17 protein-coding genes are annotated in these 14449 nt (G+C 74.2%); 9 read left to right on the forward strand and 8 right to left on the reverse strand.

Going from position 1 to position 14449, the window contains the following annotated elements; all coding sequences use genetic code 11:
* Window positions 1–136: 136 nt before the first annotated feature.
* Both ACFYXE_RS37195 and ACFYXE_RS37200 read right to left on the reverse strand, forming a co-directional pair.
* Window positions 137–550 (reverse strand): VOC family protein, encoded by a 414-nt coding sequence (locus tag ACFYXE_RS37195; RefSeq protein ID WP_389320663.1) that lies wholly within the window; start codon window positions 548–550, stop codon window positions 137–139.
* A gap of 106 nt (window positions 551–656) precedes the next feature.
* The gene (locus ACFYXE_RS37200) at window positions 657–1547 is read right to left on the reverse strand and encodes a neutral zinc metallopeptidase (protein ID WP_361180777.1); all 891 of its coding nucleotides are present in this window, start codon (window positions 1545–1547) and stop codon (window positions 657–659) included.
* Between the two features lie 241 nt (window positions 1548–1788).
* Between ACFYXE_RS37200 and ACFYXE_RS37205 the strand changes: the two genes are divergently transcribed.
* From ACFYXE_RS37205 to ACFYXE_RS37220, 4 genes are all read left to right on the forward strand, one after another.
* On the forward strand, window positions 1789–2640 hold the full coding sequence (locus tag ACFYXE_RS37205; protein WP_389320668.1) for a hypothetical protein: 852 nt from the start codon (window positions 1789–1791) through the stop codon (window positions 2638–2640).
* 120 nt (window positions 2641–2760) lie between these two features.
* Complete coding sequence (locus ACFYXE_RS37210; protein WP_361180764.1) at window positions 2761–4359, forward strand: ABC-F family ATP-binding cassette domain-containing protein; 1599 nt, start codon at window positions 2761–2763, stop codon at window positions 4357–4359.
* A 409-nt stretch (window positions 4360–4768) separates the two neighbouring features.
* Window positions 4769–4990, forward strand: a complete 222-nt coding sequence (locus ACFYXE_RS37215; RefSeq protein WP_055550175.1) for a helix-turn-helix domain-containing protein — start codon at window positions 4769–4771, stop codon at window positions 4988–4990.
* A gap of 170 nt (window positions 4991–5160) precedes the next feature.
* The gene (locus tag ACFYXE_RS37220) at window positions 5161–5964 is read left to right on the forward strand and encodes an enoyl-CoA hydratase/isomerase family protein (RefSeq protein ID WP_389320673.1); all 804 of its coding nucleotides are present in this window, start codon (window positions 5161–5163) and stop codon (window positions 5962–5964) included.
* A 64-nt stretch (window positions 5965–6028) separates the two neighbouring features.
* On the opposite strand, the gene ACFYXE_RS37225 is transcribed toward ACFYXE_RS37220, so the two are convergent.
* Complete coding sequence (locus ACFYXE_RS37225) at window positions 6029–6799, reverse strand: nucleopolyhedrovirus P10 family protein (protein WP_389320676.1); 771 nt, start codon at window positions 6797–6799, stop codon at window positions 6029–6031.
* 163 nt (window positions 6800–6962) lie between these two features.
* Here ACFYXE_RS37225 and ACFYXE_RS37230 point away from each other — a divergent pair, with 163 nt between their 5' ends.
* From ACFYXE_RS37230 to amaP, 5 genes are read left to right on the forward strand one after another with little or no spacing between them, the layout of a single operon-like run.
* On the forward strand, window positions 6963–7451 hold the full coding sequence (locus tag ACFYXE_RS37230) for an Asp23/Gls24 family envelope stress response protein (RefSeq protein ID WP_361180768.1): 489 nt from the start codon (window positions 6963–6965) through the stop codon (window positions 7449–7451).
* A 24-nt stretch (window positions 7452–7475) separates the two neighbouring features.
* The gene (locus ACFYXE_RS37235; protein ID WP_361180769.1) at window positions 7476–7661 is read left to right on the forward strand and encodes a hypothetical protein; all 186 of its coding nucleotides are present in this window, start codon (window positions 7476–7478) and stop codon (window positions 7659–7661) included.
* 3 nt (window positions 7662–7664) lie between these two features.
* A complete protein-coding gene (locus ACFYXE_RS37240) occupies window positions 7665–8015 on the forward strand; it encodes a hypothetical protein (RefSeq protein ID WP_361180770.1) in 351 nt (116 codons plus the stop codon).
* Window positions 8012–8677, forward strand: a complete 666-nt coding sequence (locus ACFYXE_RS37245) for a DUF6286 domain-containing protein (protein WP_389320680.1) — start codon at window positions 8012–8014, stop codon at window positions 8675–8677. Before ACFYXE_RS37240 ends, ACFYXE_RS37245 begins: the two co-directional genes overlap by 4 nt.
* 4 nt (window positions 8678–8681) lie before the next feature.
* On the forward strand, window positions 8682–9260 hold the full coding sequence (amaP, locus tag ACFYXE_RS37250; RefSeq protein WP_389320683.1) for an alkaline shock response membrane anchor protein AmaP: 579 nt from the start codon (window positions 8682–8684) through the stop codon (window positions 9258–9260).
* A 49-nt stretch (window positions 9261–9309) separates the two neighbouring features.
* Here amaP and ACFYXE_RS37255 read toward each other — a convergent pair whose 3' ends face one another.
* The 5 genes from ACFYXE_RS37255 to ACFYXE_RS37275 form a co-directional block, all read right to left on the reverse strand.
* Window positions 9310–10065: an SDR family oxidoreductase gene (locus tag ACFYXE_RS37255; protein WP_361180773.1), complete on the reverse strand. Its 756-nt coding sequence runs from the start codon at window positions 10063–10065 to the stop codon at window positions 9310–9312.
* Between the two features lie 4 nt (window positions 10066–10069).
* Window positions 10070–11848, reverse strand: coding sequence for a glycoside hydrolase family 15 protein (locus ACFYXE_RS37260; protein ID WP_389320687.1), 1779 nt, complete (start codon window positions 11846–11848; stop codon window positions 10070–10072).
* 279 nt (window positions 11849–12127) lie between these two features.
* Window positions 12128–12916 (reverse strand): SURF1 family protein, encoded by a 789-nt coding sequence (locus ACFYXE_RS37265; RefSeq protein ID WP_361180775.1) that lies wholly within the window; start codon window positions 12914–12916, stop codon window positions 12128–12130.
* 158 nt (window positions 12917–13074) lie between these two features.
* Window positions 13075–13308 (reverse strand): hypothetical protein, encoded by a 234-nt coding sequence (locus tag ACFYXE_RS37270; protein ID WP_055702389.1) that lies wholly within the window; start codon window positions 13306–13308, stop codon window positions 13075–13077.
* 114 nt (window positions 13309–13422) lie between these two features.
* Window positions 13423–14418: a DEDDh family exonuclease gene (locus ACFYXE_RS37275; RefSeq protein ID WP_389320691.1), complete on the reverse strand. Its 996-nt coding sequence runs from the start codon at window positions 14416–14418 to the stop codon at window positions 13423–13425.
* Between the last annotated feature and the right edge of the window lie 31 nt (window positions 14419–14449).

Consider the following 14449-nt stretch of genomic DNA (forward strand, 5'->3'; position numbering starts at 1 on the left):
GGGGGGGCGCCGCGCCGCCCGCCCCCCCCCCGGCGGCGGCCCCCCCGGGGGGGCCGCCGGGGGGGGGGCGGGGCCCCCGGGGGGGGGGGGGCCCGGGGGGGGGGGGGCGCGCCCCCCCCCGCCCGCCGGGCGGACCTCAGCCCCGGATCTCGGGGGCGTACGTGCCGAAGCTCCAGACATGGCCCTCGGCGTCACGGGCCATGTAGTCCCGCGAGCCGTAGTCCTGGTCGGTCGGGGGCAGCAGGATCTCCGCGCCGTGCTCCTGGGCCCGCCGGTGGTGGGCGTCGACGTCGTCCACCACCACGTAGACGCCGCACGGGCCCGCGCCCTTCATCGCCTCGTCGAACGCGCTGCCCGTGCCCTTGGAGCCAAGCATCACCGCGCCGTTGCCCTGGGCGAGCTCGGCGTGCATCACCCGGCCGTCCTCGCCCTCGTACACACTCACCTCGGTGAAGCCGAAGGCCTCCGTCAGCTGCCGGATCGCCGCCTTCGCGTCCGCGTACAGCAAGGTGGGGTAGATGCTCGGCCGTCCGCCGTCGTCGCCTGCCATGCCGATCACTCCGATCAGGTCCGTACCGCGCGGTGTGACCCGGGCCACACACTTCACAGTGTCGCACCGGGGTCCGACAACGCCCGCCGGACCGGCGCCCGGCGGCTCAGCGGAAGGTGTTGCACTGCCCCATGTCGCCGCTGCGGTAGCCCTCGTAGAACCACCGCTGGCGCTGCTCGGCCGAGCCGTGCGTCCAGGACTCCGGGGTGACCCGGCCCTGGAACTTCTCCTGGATCCGGTCGTCGCCCACCGCGGCCGCCGCGTCCAGGCCGTCGCGGATGTCGTTCTCGTCGAGGCTGCTGAGCAGCGGCCTGCCGGTGCGGTCGTCCGGGGTGCGGGTCGCCTGCCGCGCCCAGACCCCGGCGTAGCAGTCCGCCTGCAGCTCGACCTTGACGGCGTTGCTGTCCCGGCCGGTGCGCCCGTCCTGGGAGCGCCCCAGCGTGCCCATCAGGTCCTGCACGTGGTGCCCGTACTCGTGCGCCACCACGTAGGCCTGCGCGAAGGGCCCGCCGGACGAGCCGAACTTGGTCCGCAGGTCGTCGAAGAAGCCCAGGTCCAGATAGACCTTCTTGTCGCCGGGGCAGTAGAAGGGGCCGACCGCCGACGTCGCCGTCCCGCAGGCGGTGCCCACCCTGCTGGTGAACAGCACGGTCTGGGACGGCGTGTACGTGCCACCGCGGCGCCGGAACTCCGGGCGCCAGTAGTCCTGGACGCTGTTGACCACCGCCACGATGCGGCAGTCCTGCTTGCTGTTGGCGTCCTGCCCGGTGCGGCAGGTCTGCTGCACCTGCCCGAGGGACGAGGACGAGGCCGCGGGCTCGTCGTTGCCCGACGACAGGCCCAGCTGGTCGGGGCCCACCCCGAAGAACAGGCCGAGGAGCAGCGCGATCAGGCCGGCGATGCCGCCGCCCACCGTCGCCCGGCCGCCGGGGATCCGACTGCCGCGCACATCCTGCACCTCGGAGGTGTCCAGGTCGGCGTCGTCGTCGAACTGCATGGGCGCACCCCTCTGCCGCGTCCGGGACGGCACGCGCCGCCCCGCGCCGGAGCACCGGCCACTTCATCCTGATATGCCCGCCCCCGCCGGGCCCCGGACGGGGGTCCGAACGGGGGACACCGGCCGCCGTCCGCGCCGTGTCGCCCCGCCGCGCACCGGCCGCCGTCCCGCCCGCGGCTACGCTCTGCGCCTGATCCGCGGGCATATCGGGTGCATGGGCAGTGGGACCGAAGGGGGCGTCATGGCAGCTCTGCCGCTGGACGTGACCGGCCTGCCGCACGCCACCCCCGCGGTGCCACCCCCGCTCGCCGCCACGCCCGCGCCCCTGGCCGCCCCCACGGCGCCCGGACCGCCCCCGCCCGCCGCGCCGGGCAGCCCCGCTCGCCGCGGCACCCGCATCGCCCTGCCCGTGGCCCTCGCCCTGCTCGCCCTGCCGCTCGTCACCGCCGCCCACCACGCGCGGCCCGCCCCCTTCGGGGACCGGCTCACCGTCCACGCGCGCGGGGCGGGCCAGGGCGCCGCCGAACCCGTGGTGCGCACGAGCGGCCGTGCCGTGCGGGCGTACGACCCGGCGAGCGGCGGCCCCCGCTGGACCTACACGCGCGAGGGCCGCCGTCCCGTCACGTCCCTGGCCGCGCCGGGCCACGCCCTCACGCTCTGGAACGACGGCCTGGTCACCGACACCGCCCGGGCCGACGGCGGCTCGGTGCGCTGGCACCGGGCCGTGCCCGCGAGCGCCGACTGGCTGCGCACCCCGGCCGCGCGCGGCGGCGCGGGCGTCCTGCAGCCGCTCGCCCCCGGCGCCCGGATGCTGGCCGTCGTCACCCCGCAGCGCATCGCCGCCTACCGCACCGCGGACGGCGACCTGCGCTGGGTGCTGCCCGCCCGCCCCGGCTGCGCCTTCGCGCCGGCCCGCGCGGTGCGCCGCGACGGCGCCCTGCTCATCGCCCAGCCCTGCGCCGGCCCCGGCACGTCCTGGACGTCGCAGGTGGTCGCGGTCGACGACTACGGAAGAATCGTTCCGGGCCGCACCCCGCTGGGCAACGGGGACCTGCGGCGGGGCGCCGACGGCCACGGGCGGCCAGAAAAGTAGTTGCGACGGGCCGTTAGACTGGCTGCCATGGCAGCTCCTCTCCTCAGTTGGACGGCATAGACACCGGTCCCGAGCACCCCAGTCGTCCCTCTCGCCGTCCACTCTGTTCAGGAGTACCCCGTGATCACCGCTTCCGGCATCGAGCTGCGCGCCGGCGCCCGCATCCTCATCGAGAACGCCACCTTCCGCATCGCCAAGGGCGACCGCATCGGCCTCGTCGGCCGCAACGGCGCGGGCAAGACCACCCTCACCAAGTGCCTGGCCGGTGAGGGCATCCCGGCCGGCGGCACGATCGCCCGCTCCGGCGAGGTCGGCTACCTCCCGCAGGACCCCCGCACCGGCGACCTCGACGTGCTCGCCCGCGACCGCATCCTCTCCGCCCGCGGACTCGACGTGCTGATCCGCAAGATGCGCGAGAACGAGCAGCGCATCGCGAACGGCGCCGGGGCCACCCGCGAGAAGGCCCTCAAGAAGTACGAGCGCCAGGAGACGGAGTTCCTCACCAAGGGCGGGTACGCCGCCGAGGCCGAGGCCGCCACCATCGCCGCCGCGCTCAACCTCCCCGACCGCGTGCTCGGGCAGCCCCTGCACACGCTGTCCGGCGGTCAGCGCCGCCGCATCGAGCTGGCCCGCATCCTCTTCTCGGACGCCGACACGCTCCTGCTCGACGAGCCGACCAACCACCTCGACGCCGACTCCATCGTCTGGCTGCGGGACTACCTGAAGACGTACCGCGGCGGCTTCATCGTGATCTCCCACGACGTCGACCTCGTCGAGACGGTCGTCAACAAGGTCTTCTACCTGGACGCCAACCGCTCCGCGATCGACGTCTACAACATGGGCTGGAAGCTCTACCAGCAGCAGCGCGAGTCCGACGAGAAGCGCCGCAAGCGCGAGCGGCAGAACGCCGAGAAGAAGGCCGCCGCCCTGCACTCGCAGGCCGACAAGATGCGCGCCAAGGCCACCAAGACCGTCGCCGCGCAGAACATGGCGCGCCGTGCCGACAAGCTCCTCGCGGGCCTGGACGAGGTGCGCCAGAGCGACAAGGTCGCCAAGCTGCGCTTCCCCGAGCCCTCGCCGTGCGGCAAGACGCCGCTCATGGCCGAGGGCCTGTCGAAGTCGTACGGCTCGCTGGAGATCTTCACCGACGTCGACCTGGCCATCGACAAGGGCTCACGCGTGGTCATCCTCGGCCTCAACGGCGCGGGCAAGACCACCCTGCTGCGCCTGCTCGGCGGCGCGGAGAAGCCCGACACCGGGCAGGTCATCGAGGGCCACGGCCTCAAGCTCGGCTACTACGCCCAGGAGCACGAGACGCTCGACCCCGAGCGCACCGTCCTGGAGAACATGCGCTCGGCCGCCCCCGACCTCGACCTGGTCGAGGTGCGCAAGACGCTCGGCTCGTTCCTCTTCTCCGGCGACGACGTCGACAAGCCGGCCGGGGTGCTCTCCGGCGGCGAGAAGACCCGGCTCGCGCTCGCGACCCTCGTCGTCTCCTCGGCCAACGTCCTCCTCCTGGACGAGCCCACCAACAACCTCGACCCGGCGAGCCGCGAGGAGATCCTCGGCGCGCTGCGCACGTACAAGGGCGCCGTCGTCCTCGTCACGCACGACGAGGGCGCGGTCGAGGCGCTCCAGCCGGAGCGGATCATCCTGCTGCCGGACGGCGTCGAGGACCTGTGGGGCCAGGACTACGCGGACCTGGTGGCCCTCGCCTGACCCTCCGCAGGGGCCCCCGGGCCCCGATGCGGAATCCGTGGACGCCCCTCCCGAGGGGCGTCCACCGTGCTTGATCGAATGACTGATCCACTGGGTATGGATCATTCGGCCGATCCGTGATCCCCCATCTGTGTGAGCTCTCCTCGTACCGAGGTGTGGCATACACGGATTTCGTCGCCGACCTGCGATGGGCCGGACACTCTCCGCCACCACCCCGCTGACCTGCCGATTCGTCGCCACAGCCGCGCGACCGCGCGAAGCCGATCGTGCGGAATCGTTAATTCCGATCGTGGGGAGCGCTCTCGACGCGGTCAACCTCGTCGTACGGACCTTGTCGAATGGGTGGCCAGGAAGCGCGAGAGGGGTGATCATGAGAAGTCCAGAGCGCACTTCCCATGAGGAGGCACGGGTGGCCGAGACTCTGAAGAAGGGCAGCCGGGTTACCGGCGCCGCGCGCGACAAGCTCGCGGCAGACCTGAAGAAGAAGTACGACGGTGGTGCGAGCATCCGGGCGTTGGCCGAGGAGACGGGCCGTTCGTACGGGTTCGTGCACCGCATGCTCAGCGAATCCGGCGTCACGCTGCGGGGACGCGGCGGGGCGACGCGAGGCAAGAAGGCCGCCGCCGGCTGACAGGCGGCGGCACGCTGTCCCAGTGGTCCGATGGTGACCACCCGGTCGTCCGTCCCCGGACCCCCTTAGGGGGGCCTGGGAGAAGGCCCTGCCGACCGGGTGGTTACTGTGCAGTCACTTACGGGCGCTCCCACGCGCCCCGACCGACCGCACCCCATCGGAGGCACCCCATGGCTTCGTCCGACAGCGAGCTCGCACCGGTTCTCGACAAGGACGGCGTACGCCTCACCGTCGACGAGGCCGTCGCCACGGTGACGCTGACCAATCCGGCCAAGCGCAACGCCCAATCTCCCGCGCTGTGGAGGGCGTTGACGGAGGCAGGTCGGCGTCTGCCGGGCAGCGTCCGCGTCGTGGTGCTGCGCGGTGAGGGCAAGTCCTTCTCCGCGGGCCTCGACCGGCAGGCGTTCACGCCCGAGGGCTTCGACGGCGAGCCCTCCTTCATCGACCTGGCACGGGGCGAGGACGGCGTTCTCGACGCCACCATCGCCGAGTACCAGGACGCGTTCGCCTGGTGGCGGCGGAGCGACCTCGTGTCCATCGCCGCCGTCCAGGGCCACGCCATCGGCGCGGGCTTCCAGCTCGCGCTCGCCTGCGACCTGCGGATCGCGGCGGACGACGTGCAGTTCGCCATGCGCGAGACCAGCCTCGGGCTCGTCCCCGACCTCACCGGCACACACCCGCTGGTGGGGCTCGTCGGCTATGCCCGCGCCCTGGAGATCTGCGCCACCGGACGCTTCGTCCACGCGGAGGAGGCCGAGCGCACCGGCCTCGCCAACCTCGTCGTGCCCGCGGACCAGCTCGACGCCGCCGCCACGGACCTCGCCGCCGCGCTCGTCGCCGCGCCGCGCGACGCCGTCATCGAGACCAAGGCGCTGCTGCAGGGTGCCGTGGGCCGCTCCTTCGAGGAGCAGCGCATCGCCGAGCGCGCCGCGCAGGGCCGCCGGCTGCGCGACCTCGCGGGGCTCGGCGACTGAGGACCGGTACGGACCGGTCCCCGCATCGGCCCACCGCCTCCGATTCCGCCTGTTTCCGCCCGTTTCAGCCCACCTCGGTGACCAGCACGGCCACCGAGGGGTGGTCCGGCAGGGCCGCGCCGACCGCCGCCCGGACCGCGAGCGCCACGTCCAGCGCGCGGTGACCGCGGTCCGTCGCCAGCTCCACGCGCGCGTGGCGGCGCGGCAGGCTGCCCGCCGCCGCGTGCTGTTCGATGTGCACGGCCCGGCCCAGGACCCCGGTCAGCCGGGCCACTCCCGGTACCGCGAGGACGGCCCGCGCCACACGCGCCTCGTCGCCGTCGGCGTCGCCGTCCGCATCCGCGTCGGTACCGGCCCCGGCGTCGGTGGTGCTGTCACCGGCCGCCTCCTCGGCGCGCACGTCCTCGGGGGGTACGGAGCCGGGGGCCGCGTCGGCTGCGTCCTTCTCGAGCAGCGCCGTCACCCGCAGGTCCACCTCCGCGACCACCAGGCCGACCTCCGCCGCCGTCGCCGAGAGGGCGGCGCGCAGCCGGTCCGCCGCCGGGGGCAGCGGCGCGGAGGCCGCTGCCGCGAACTCGGCGGTGATCCGCAGCGGCCCCGGCGGCAGCGCGCTCGGCGGTGCCGGCACCGCCGCCACGTACCGGCCCGCCGGATCGGCCGCCCCGATGCGGACCGTGCCGAGCCGTACTCCGGCGACCCGGTCAGCCATCTGGCGCAACGCGCCGTCCGCGGCCGATTCCGCCAGCCACGCGCCGTCCTCGGGGCCGCCGAGCGGCAGCACCCGGCCGAGCCCCAGCTGTCGGCGTACCGCCTGGGTCCATCCCTCGCCCGTCATGGCTCCACCCTGCCGCATCCCGGGCGCGCGGGCGCGGGAGCGCGCTTAATGTGAGCGGGAAAGCAGCCCCGCCCGACGGGGCCAGACCTCCGCGGATCTCCCTGCGGGCCTCCCCGTGGGGCTCCGACGGAGCAGTTCCCCTTTCGAAAGGAACGGGACGGCGATGACCGACACCGGACAGCGGAACCAGTCTCAGAGCCTGGCGAAGGACTCCCCGGACGACAGAGCGGCGAAGTCCGCGGCGGGACGGGGCGGCGGCGACCCCGCGAGCCGCGGCCGCACCACCATCGCGGACGGCGTCGTCGAGAAGATCGCCGGACTCGCCGCGCGTGACGTCGACGGCGTGCACGCGATGGGCGGCGGGCTCGCCCGGACCTTCGGGGCCGTGCGCGACCGGGTCCCCGGCGGCTCGAAGTCCGTCTCGCGCGGCGTGAAGGCCGAGGTCGGCGAGGTGCAGACCGCGCTCGACCTGGAGATCGTCGTCGAGTACGGCGTCTCGATCGCGGACGTCACCCAGGACGTGCGCGAAAGCGTGATCACGGCCGTCGAGCGCATGACCGGGCTCGAGGTCGTCGAGGTCAACATCGCGGTGAGCGATGTGAAACTGCCCGACGAGGACGATGACGACGAGCCTCAGGGACGCCTGCAGTAGGCCGTCCCGCCTAAGGAGCGCACGATGAGCATGGCCGTGATCGGCATGGTGGCCGGAATGGCCCTCGGCTTCGCCGGATACTTCGGTGGATTCGGGGCGTTCCTGCTGGTGGCCGCCTTGGGCGCCATCGGTTTCGTGGCCGGGCGGTTCCTGGACGGGGACCTGGAGCCCGGCGACTTCTTCCGCGGCCGCGACGACCGGCGGCGGTGAGCGGTGGCGGCACAGGTCGCGGCGGCGGAGCGCGGCGCGACCCGGATCGCCGACCGGGTCGTCGCCAAGATCGCCGCGCGGGCGGCGCGCGAGGCGGTGACCGCGGACGCGGTCCCGCCCGACGGGCCGCCGCCGCGCGCCACGGTCTCCGTCCGCCATGAGTCGGCCCGCATCCGCATCAGTCTGGAACTGGACTACCCCTGCGACATCGGCGGCCAGTGCGGCGCCGTGCGCCGCCATGTCGCCCAGCGGGTGAAGGCGTTGGCGGGAATGGACGTGCCCGAGGTGACCGTCCAGGTGGAGCGGCTGCACTCGGCGCAGGTACGCACCGCGGCACAGGGGAGGATCCGATGAGCGAATCCGCGGGCGGCGGCACCCGGCCGCTGCCGGTCGTCGACCAGACGCAGGACGACGAGCTCGACCAGTCGGCGTCCGCCCATCAGCCGCTGCCCACGCTCTCCGGCGACGAGGAGAAGGCGCCCCGCTTCCGGTCGCCCCGCCGGGTGCCCGCGGCCGTCGTCGCGCTGCTCGCGCTCGGCACCGCCGGCCTGCTCCTCTACGACGTCGTCGCCGTGCGCGCCGACCATCCGGCGATGCGCTGGCGCCGCGAGCTGGCCCGCCAGCTCGGCGAGCGCCACCTCGACGACACCGCCGTCCTCGCCGGCGCCGCGGTGGCCGCCGTCGCCGGGATCTGGCTCCTGGTGCTGGCCGTGACGCCCGGACAGCGCTCCGTGCTGCCGATGCGCCGCACCCACTCCGACGTACGCGCCGGACTGCACCGCGGCGCCGCCGCGATGGTGCTGCGCGACCGGGCGATGGACGTGCCCGGCGTGCAGTCCGTGCGGGTCCGCATGACGCGCTCCAAGGTGGACGTGCGCGCGGTGTCGCACTTCCGTGAACTCGACGACGTACGCGGAGACCTGGACGCCGTCCTCACCGACGGCATCCACGACCTGGGCCTCGCGCGTGCTCCCGGACTCGCGGTCCACGTGGCCCGGCCCGGCAGGAAGGGATGAACCGATGCTGAGCACGGTCAACCGCGTGGTCCTCGCCCTCGCCGGTCTTGCGCTGCTGGTCCTCGGCGGCTCGGTGCTCGCCGTCGGCCTCGGTGCGTCGCCGCCCTCGTGGTGGATCCACGACGGCAAGGGCGACGTGCTGCTCAGCGCCGCCGACCGGACGCGGTGGCGCGACGAGGGCTGGTTCTGGCCCGCGGTCGTCGCGGCCCTCGCGGTGTGCGTGCTGCTGGCGCTGTGGTGGCTCTCCGCCCAGCTGCGCACCCGCCGCCTCGCGGAGGTCCTGGTGGAGACCGGGGACGGCGAGGGCGCGCTGCTGCGCGGCCGCGCCATGGAGAACGTCCTGGCCGGTGAGGCGCAGGCGCTGGACGGCGTCGAGCGCGCCCAGGCCCGGCTGACCGGGCGGCGCAGCACGCCGCAGGCGCGCCTGGACCTCGTCCTCGAACCCCATGCCACGCCGTCCGACGCGCTGCGGCGGCTCTCCGCCCAGGCCCTCGCGCACGCCCGCGATTCGGCGGGCCTGGCGAGCCTGCCCGCCGAGGTGCGGCTGCGCGGGCTCAAGCACCGCGCCGAACGCGTGAGTTGAGCCCGCGCCCGCCGGCCTCGCGGGGACGTGCGGGACGTGACCGGCGCCGTCAGAAGCCGCTGCGCGACCCGCCGTCCACCGGCACCATGACCCCCGTCAGGTACGACGCGGCGGGCGACAGCAGGAACGCCGCGGTGCGGCCGAACTCGTCGGGCGTGCCGTAGCGCCGCAGCGGGATGCCCGCCTCGTTGGCCGCGCGGGTGGCCGCCGGGTCCGGGGAGAGCCCGTCGAGCTGGCGCATCCGGTCGGTGCCGATCCGGCCGGGCAGCACACCCACGACGCGGATGCCGCGCGGGCCGAGCTCGTCCGCGAGCGACTTGGCGAACCCGGCGAGCCCCGGGCGCAGCCCGTTGGAGATCGTCAGGCCCGCGATCGGCTCGTACACCGAACCCGAGAGCACGAAGCCGATGACGCCGCCCTCGCCGAGCTCGGCGGCCGCGGTCCTGGCGAGCCGCACCGCGCCGAGGAAGACCGACTCGAACGCCGCCTGCCACTGCTCGTCGGTGTTGTCGGCGACGAAGCCGGGGGCGGGTCCGCCGACGCTGATCAGCACGCCGTCGAAGCCGCCGAAGTGCTCGCGCGCCGCGGCGACCAGCGCGCCCGCGGCGGCCGGGTCGGCGTTGTCGGCGGCGACCCCCACCGCGTTCGTGCCGAGTTCGGCGGCCGCCTCGGCGACCGTCTTCTCGTCGCGGCCCGTGACCACGACCTTCGCGCCGTCCGCGACCAGGGCGCGGGCGGTGGCGTTGCCGAGGCCGCGGGTGGCGCCGGTGACTACGTAGACACGGTCCTTCAGTCCAAGATCCATGGTCCTATCCTCCCGCGTCCTCGCCGAAGAGCGCGAGGGCGGTGTTCACCAGTCCGATATGACTGAATGCCTGCGGGAAGTTGCCCAGCTGCCGGCCCGACACCGGGTCGTACTCCTCCGCCAGCAGCCCCACGTCGTTGCCGAGCGAGAGGAGGCGCTCGAAGAGGGCGCGCGCCTCCTTCGTGCGCCCGGTCATGTGCAGGGCGTCCGCCAGCCAGAACGAGCAGACGAGGAAGACGCCCTCCTGGCCGGGCAGGCCGTCGAGGGCGGTCTGGTCTGCGGTGTAGCGGCGCAGCAGTCCGTCGTGGCCGAGTTCGGCGTGCACCGCGTCGATGGTGCCGATGACGCGCGGGTCGTCCGGCGGCAGGAAGCCGACGCGCGGGATGAGCAGCAGGGCGGCGTCCAGCTCGGTGGAGCCGTAGGACTGGGTGAAGGTGTTGCGCGCCGGGTCGTAGCCGCGCTCGCAGACCTCGCGGTGCACCGCGTCCCGCAGGGTGCGCCAGCGCTCGACGTCCCCGCGCAGCCGCGGGTTCTCCTCCAGGGTGCGTACGGTGCGGTCGGCGGCGACCCACACCATGACCTTCGAGTGGACGAAGTGGCGGCCCGGCCCGCGCACCTCCCACAGGCCCTGGTCGGGTTCGCGCCACTTCTCGTGCAGGAACTCCAGCAGGGACAGCTGCAGGTTCCAGGCGTGTGCGGGGGTGGTGAGGCCCGCGCGGTGGGCGAGGGCCAGGGAGTCGACGACCTCGCCGTACACGTCGAGCTGCAGTTGTTCCACGGCTTCGTTGCCGATGCGCACCGGGGCGGAGTCCGCGTAGCCGGACAGCCAGCCGATCTCGGACTCCGGCAGCCGCCGTTCCCCGGCGAGCCCGTACACGATCTGCAGGTCGGCCGGGTTGCCCGCGACCGCGCGCAGCAGCCAGTCGCGCCAGGCCACGGCCTCCTGCTGGTAGCCGGCCGCGAGGAGGGCGCCCAGGGTGAGGGTGGAGTCGCGCAGCCAGCAGTAGCGGTAGTCCCAGTTGCGGACGCCGCCGGCCTCCTCGGGCAGTGAGGTGGTGGGGGCGGCGACGATGCCGCCGGTCGGCGCGTAGGTGAGGGCCTTGAGGGTGATGAGGGAGCGGACGACGGCGTCGCGGTGCGGCCCGTCGTAGCCGCAGCGGGCCGCCCAGGCGCGCCAGTCCGCAAGGCTCTCGCGCAGCGAGTCGTGGGGGTCGACGAGCGGGGGCCGCGGTTCGTGCGAGGGGTGCCAGGTCAGGACGAACGCGACCGTCTCGCCCTCCTCGACGGTGAACTCGGAGTGGGTGCCGAAGTCCTCCCCCCAGGTCCGCACGGCCGGTTCGCTGCGCAGCCACACCGAGTCGGGGCCCGCGACGGCGACGCGGTGACCGTCCCGCTTGCGCATCCACGGCACGACCGAGCCGTAGTCGAAGCGGAGCCGGAGCGTGCTGCGGACGGTGACGGTGCCCTTGAGGCCCTCGACGATGCGGACGACGTCCGGGGCGCGGTCGCGCTGCGGCATGAAGTCGGTGACGCGCACGGAGCCGTCCGGGGTGTCCCACTCCGAGTCGAGGACGAGCGAGTCGGGGCGGTAGGCGCGCCGGGTGCAGGCGCCGGCGTCCTTGGGGGCGATCCGCCAGTGGCCGTTCTCCTCGTCGCCGAGCAGCGCGGCGAAGCAGGCCGCCGAGTCGAAGCGGGGCAGGCAGAGCCAGTCCATGGAGCCGTCCCTGCCGATCAGGGCGGCGGTCTGGTGGTCGCCGATGAGCGCGCGGTCCTCGATCGGCACGAGACCCTCGAGGGACGTGGGGGCTGCGGCGGGAGCGGGCTCCTCGCGGGGACGGGAGCCATCGCCGGGCCGGGATTTCTCGCCGGGGCGGGAGTCCTCGGCGGGCGCGGAATCTTCGGTGGGCGCGGAATCTTCATTGCGACGGGGCACGGATGAACGGGTTCCCGGGGACCGGGGCCGCCAATCGGCCGAGTCCGTGGCCGCGGTGACCGGAAGGCGCCGCGGGGCCGGGGGAGTCCGGGGACGGTGGCCGTCCGGGGGCGGGAGGAGCCGGTGGGGCTAGACGCCCGCCGTGGCCGTCTCCGGGGCGGGCGCCTCGGCCGCCGCCGCGCGGTCGCGCCGCTCCCTGCGGACCAGGACCACCCAGCCGACCGGGACGCCCGCGGCGAACAGCCACCACTGGACCGCGTACGCCATGTGCGGGCCGATGCCGCTGTGGTCGGGCTCGCCGATCAGCTCGGGGGAGCCGTCGCGCGACTCGGGGGAGGTCTGCTCGACATAGCCGCCGAGGACCTGCTTGCCGAGGCTGTCGGCCTGCTGGCCGCTGCTGATCAGCATGATCTGACGGTCCGGCAGGCCGCGGACGTCCTTGATGCCGCTGGCCGCGGACGTCTCGTCGGCCATCAGGCGCCCGGTGACGGTGACCTTGCCGCCGGGCGGCCGGGGGACCTTCGGGAAGGCGGTCTGCGGGCCGTCGGCCGGGATCCAGCCGCGGTTGACGAGCAGCACCTTGCCGTCGTCGAGGACGAACGGCGTCAGGACGTGGAAGCCGACCTCGTCGTCGGAGTTGGTGCGCCGCCGCACGACGACCTCGTGCCGCGGGTCGAACGTCCCCTGGGCGCTCACCCGGCGGTACAGGTCCCGCTGCGGCACCTCGTGGCCGGGCGAGGTGAGCTTCTCGGCCGGCACCGGGTCGGCGGCCAGCGCGTCGGTGATCCGCTGGTTCTGCGCGACACGGTGTTCATGGCGGTGCAGCTGCCAGAAACCCAGCTCGACCATCACGGGGATGAGAACGAGGGCGATGAGGGTGAGGATCACCCACTGCCGGGACAACAGGAAGCGGTACACGGCAAAGACGGTACCCCGGGGTGTATCGGACCCCGTCGGGCGGGTCCCGCGGAGGGCGGGAACCGGCCGGTCCGGGTGCGGCACCGGCGGTCCGGGTGCGGCACCGGCCGGTCCGGGCGCGGCAGCGGGTCGGTCCCGCGCCCGGTCCGGCCCCGCCGTCACACCTTGTCGACGATGCCCACCCGCCCCTCCGCGCGCGAGCAGTGGGCGCCGCAGTACCAGTGGCCCTCCACCTCGACGCCCTGGCCGATGATGCGGCACCGGCAGTGCTCGCAGATGGGCGCCATGCGGTGGATGGCGCAGGAGAAGCAGTCGAAGACGTGCACTGCTCCCTGGGCATGGACCTCGAAGGACATGCCGTAGTCGTTTCCGCAGACCTCGCAACGTGCCATGCGCCACAGGGTGGGACGGCGCGGCGGTGCGGGGCGAGGGGGCGGCGGGCGAGTCGTGCGGCAATCACCCGTCTGACGCCGGGGGACCCGCCCCGCCGTTGAACACCTGTGCGGTTACGCCTCCGTGGCGGGCGCCACGTCCTGGAGGAGCTGGCCGAACGCCGCCTCGTCGATCACCGGCGTGCCGAAGGCGCGGGCCTTCACGGTCTTGGACGTGCCGGAGTCCGGGTCGTTCGTCACGAGCAGGCTGGTGAGCCGGGACACACTCGTCGCGATGTGCAGCCCGGCCTCCACGGCCCGGTCCTCCAGCAGTTCGCGCTCCACCGAGGTGTCCCCGGAGAACGCGACCCGCATGCCCTGCTTGAGTGCTTTGCCCGGTTCGTAGCGCCCCGGGTTCGGGTACGGGCACGGCTGGCGCTTGCGCGCGGCACGCCATGTGCCGGGGCGGTACGAGGAGGAGGGCGCCGGGCCCGTCGCCTGGCGGCCGATGCGGGGCGCCCCGTCCGCCCACTCGGTCAGCGGGCGGCACTCCAGGAGCGGCAGCCGGACATTGCCGCCGGCCGCGGCCTCGAGGCTGGGGCGGAACGCCTCGGCGAGCACGCGCGCGTCGTCCAGCGCGTTGTGCGCGTGGCGCTGCTCGACGCCGAAGTGCGCGGCCAGGGACTCCAGCTTGTGGTTGGGCAGCGGCAGCGCGAGCTCCTTGGAGAGCGCGATGGTGCACAGCCGCTGGCGGACGGGGGCGGTGCGCTCCGCGCGCGCGTACTCCCTGGCGATCATCGACCAGTCGAAGACGGCGTTGTGCGCGACCAGGACGCGGCCGTCCAGGCGGCTGGAGAACTCCTCGGCGATGTCCCCGAACAGCGGGGCGTCCGCGAGCATGGCGCTGGTGAGGCCGTGGATCCAGACCGGTCCGGGGTCGCGCTGGGGGTTGACCAGCGTGTACCAGTGGTCCTCGATCTCGCCCCGGGCGTCCACCCGGTAGACGGCGGCCGACACTATGCGGTCGTCGCGGGCCAGGCCGGTGGTCTCCACGTCGACGACCGCGTACCCCGTTGGATACGCGGCCGGCCAGGGGGCTGCGGACGCTGCGGTCGTGCGGTCTTCGAGCATGGTTCATGAGGATACGGGCCGCGACCGACAG

The sequence above is a fragment of the Streptomyces sp. NPDC002564 genome, from assembly GCF_042889645.1.
Lineage (GTDB): Bacteria > Actinomycetota > Actinomycetes > Streptomycetales > Streptomycetaceae > Streptomyces.

Excerpts from the sequence above, each read along its gene's own strand:
- ACFYXE_RS37195 (WP_389320663.1), bottom strand. The coding sequence starts at position 550 with ATGGCAGGCGACGACGGCGGACGGCCGAGCATCTACCCCACCTTGCTG.
- ACFYXE_RS37200 (WP_361180777.1), bottom strand. The coding sequence starts at position 1,547 with ATGCAGTTCGACGACGACGCCGACCTGGACACCTCCGAGGTGCAGGAT.
- ACFYXE_RS37205 (WP_389320668.1), top strand. The coding sequence starts at position 1,789 with ATGGCAGCTCTGCCGCTGGACGTGACCGGCCTGCCGCACGCCACCCCC.
- ACFYXE_RS37220 (WP_389320673.1), top strand. The coding sequence starts at position 5,161 with ATGGCTTCGTCCGACAGCGAGCTCGCACCGGTTCTCGACAAGGACGGC.
- ACFYXE_RS37225 (WP_389320676.1), bottom strand. The coding sequence starts at position 6,799 with ATGACGGGCGAGGGATGGACCCAGGCGGTACGCCGACAGCTGGGGCTC.
- ACFYXE_RS37230 (WP_361180768.1), top strand. The coding sequence starts at position 6,963 with ATGACCGACACCGGACAGCGGAACCAGTCTCAGAGCCTGGCGAAGGAC.
- ACFYXE_RS37235 (WP_361180769.1), top strand. The coding sequence starts at position 7,476 with ATGAGCATGGCCGTGATCGGCATGGTGGCCGGAATGGCCCTCGGCTTC.
- ACFYXE_RS37245 (WP_389320680.1), top strand. The coding sequence starts at position 8,012 with ATGAGCGAATCCGCGGGCGGCGGCACCCGGCCGCTGCCGGTCGTCGAC.
- amaP (WP_389320683.1), top strand. The coding sequence starts at position 8,682 with ATGCTGAGCACGGTCAACCGCGTGGTCCTCGCCCTCGCCGGTCTTGCG.
- ACFYXE_RS37255 (WP_361180773.1), bottom strand. The coding sequence starts at position 10,065 with ATGGATCTTGGACTGAAGGACCGTGTCTACGTAGTCACCGGCGCCACC.
- ACFYXE_RS37270 (WP_055702389.1), bottom strand. The coding sequence starts at position 13,308 with ATGGCACGTTGCGAGGTCTGCGGAAACGACTACGGCATGTCCTTCGAG.
- ACFYXE_RS37275 (WP_389320691.1), bottom strand. The coding sequence starts at position 14,418 with ATGCTCGAAGACCGCACGACCGCAGCGTCCGCAGCCCCCTGGCCGGCC.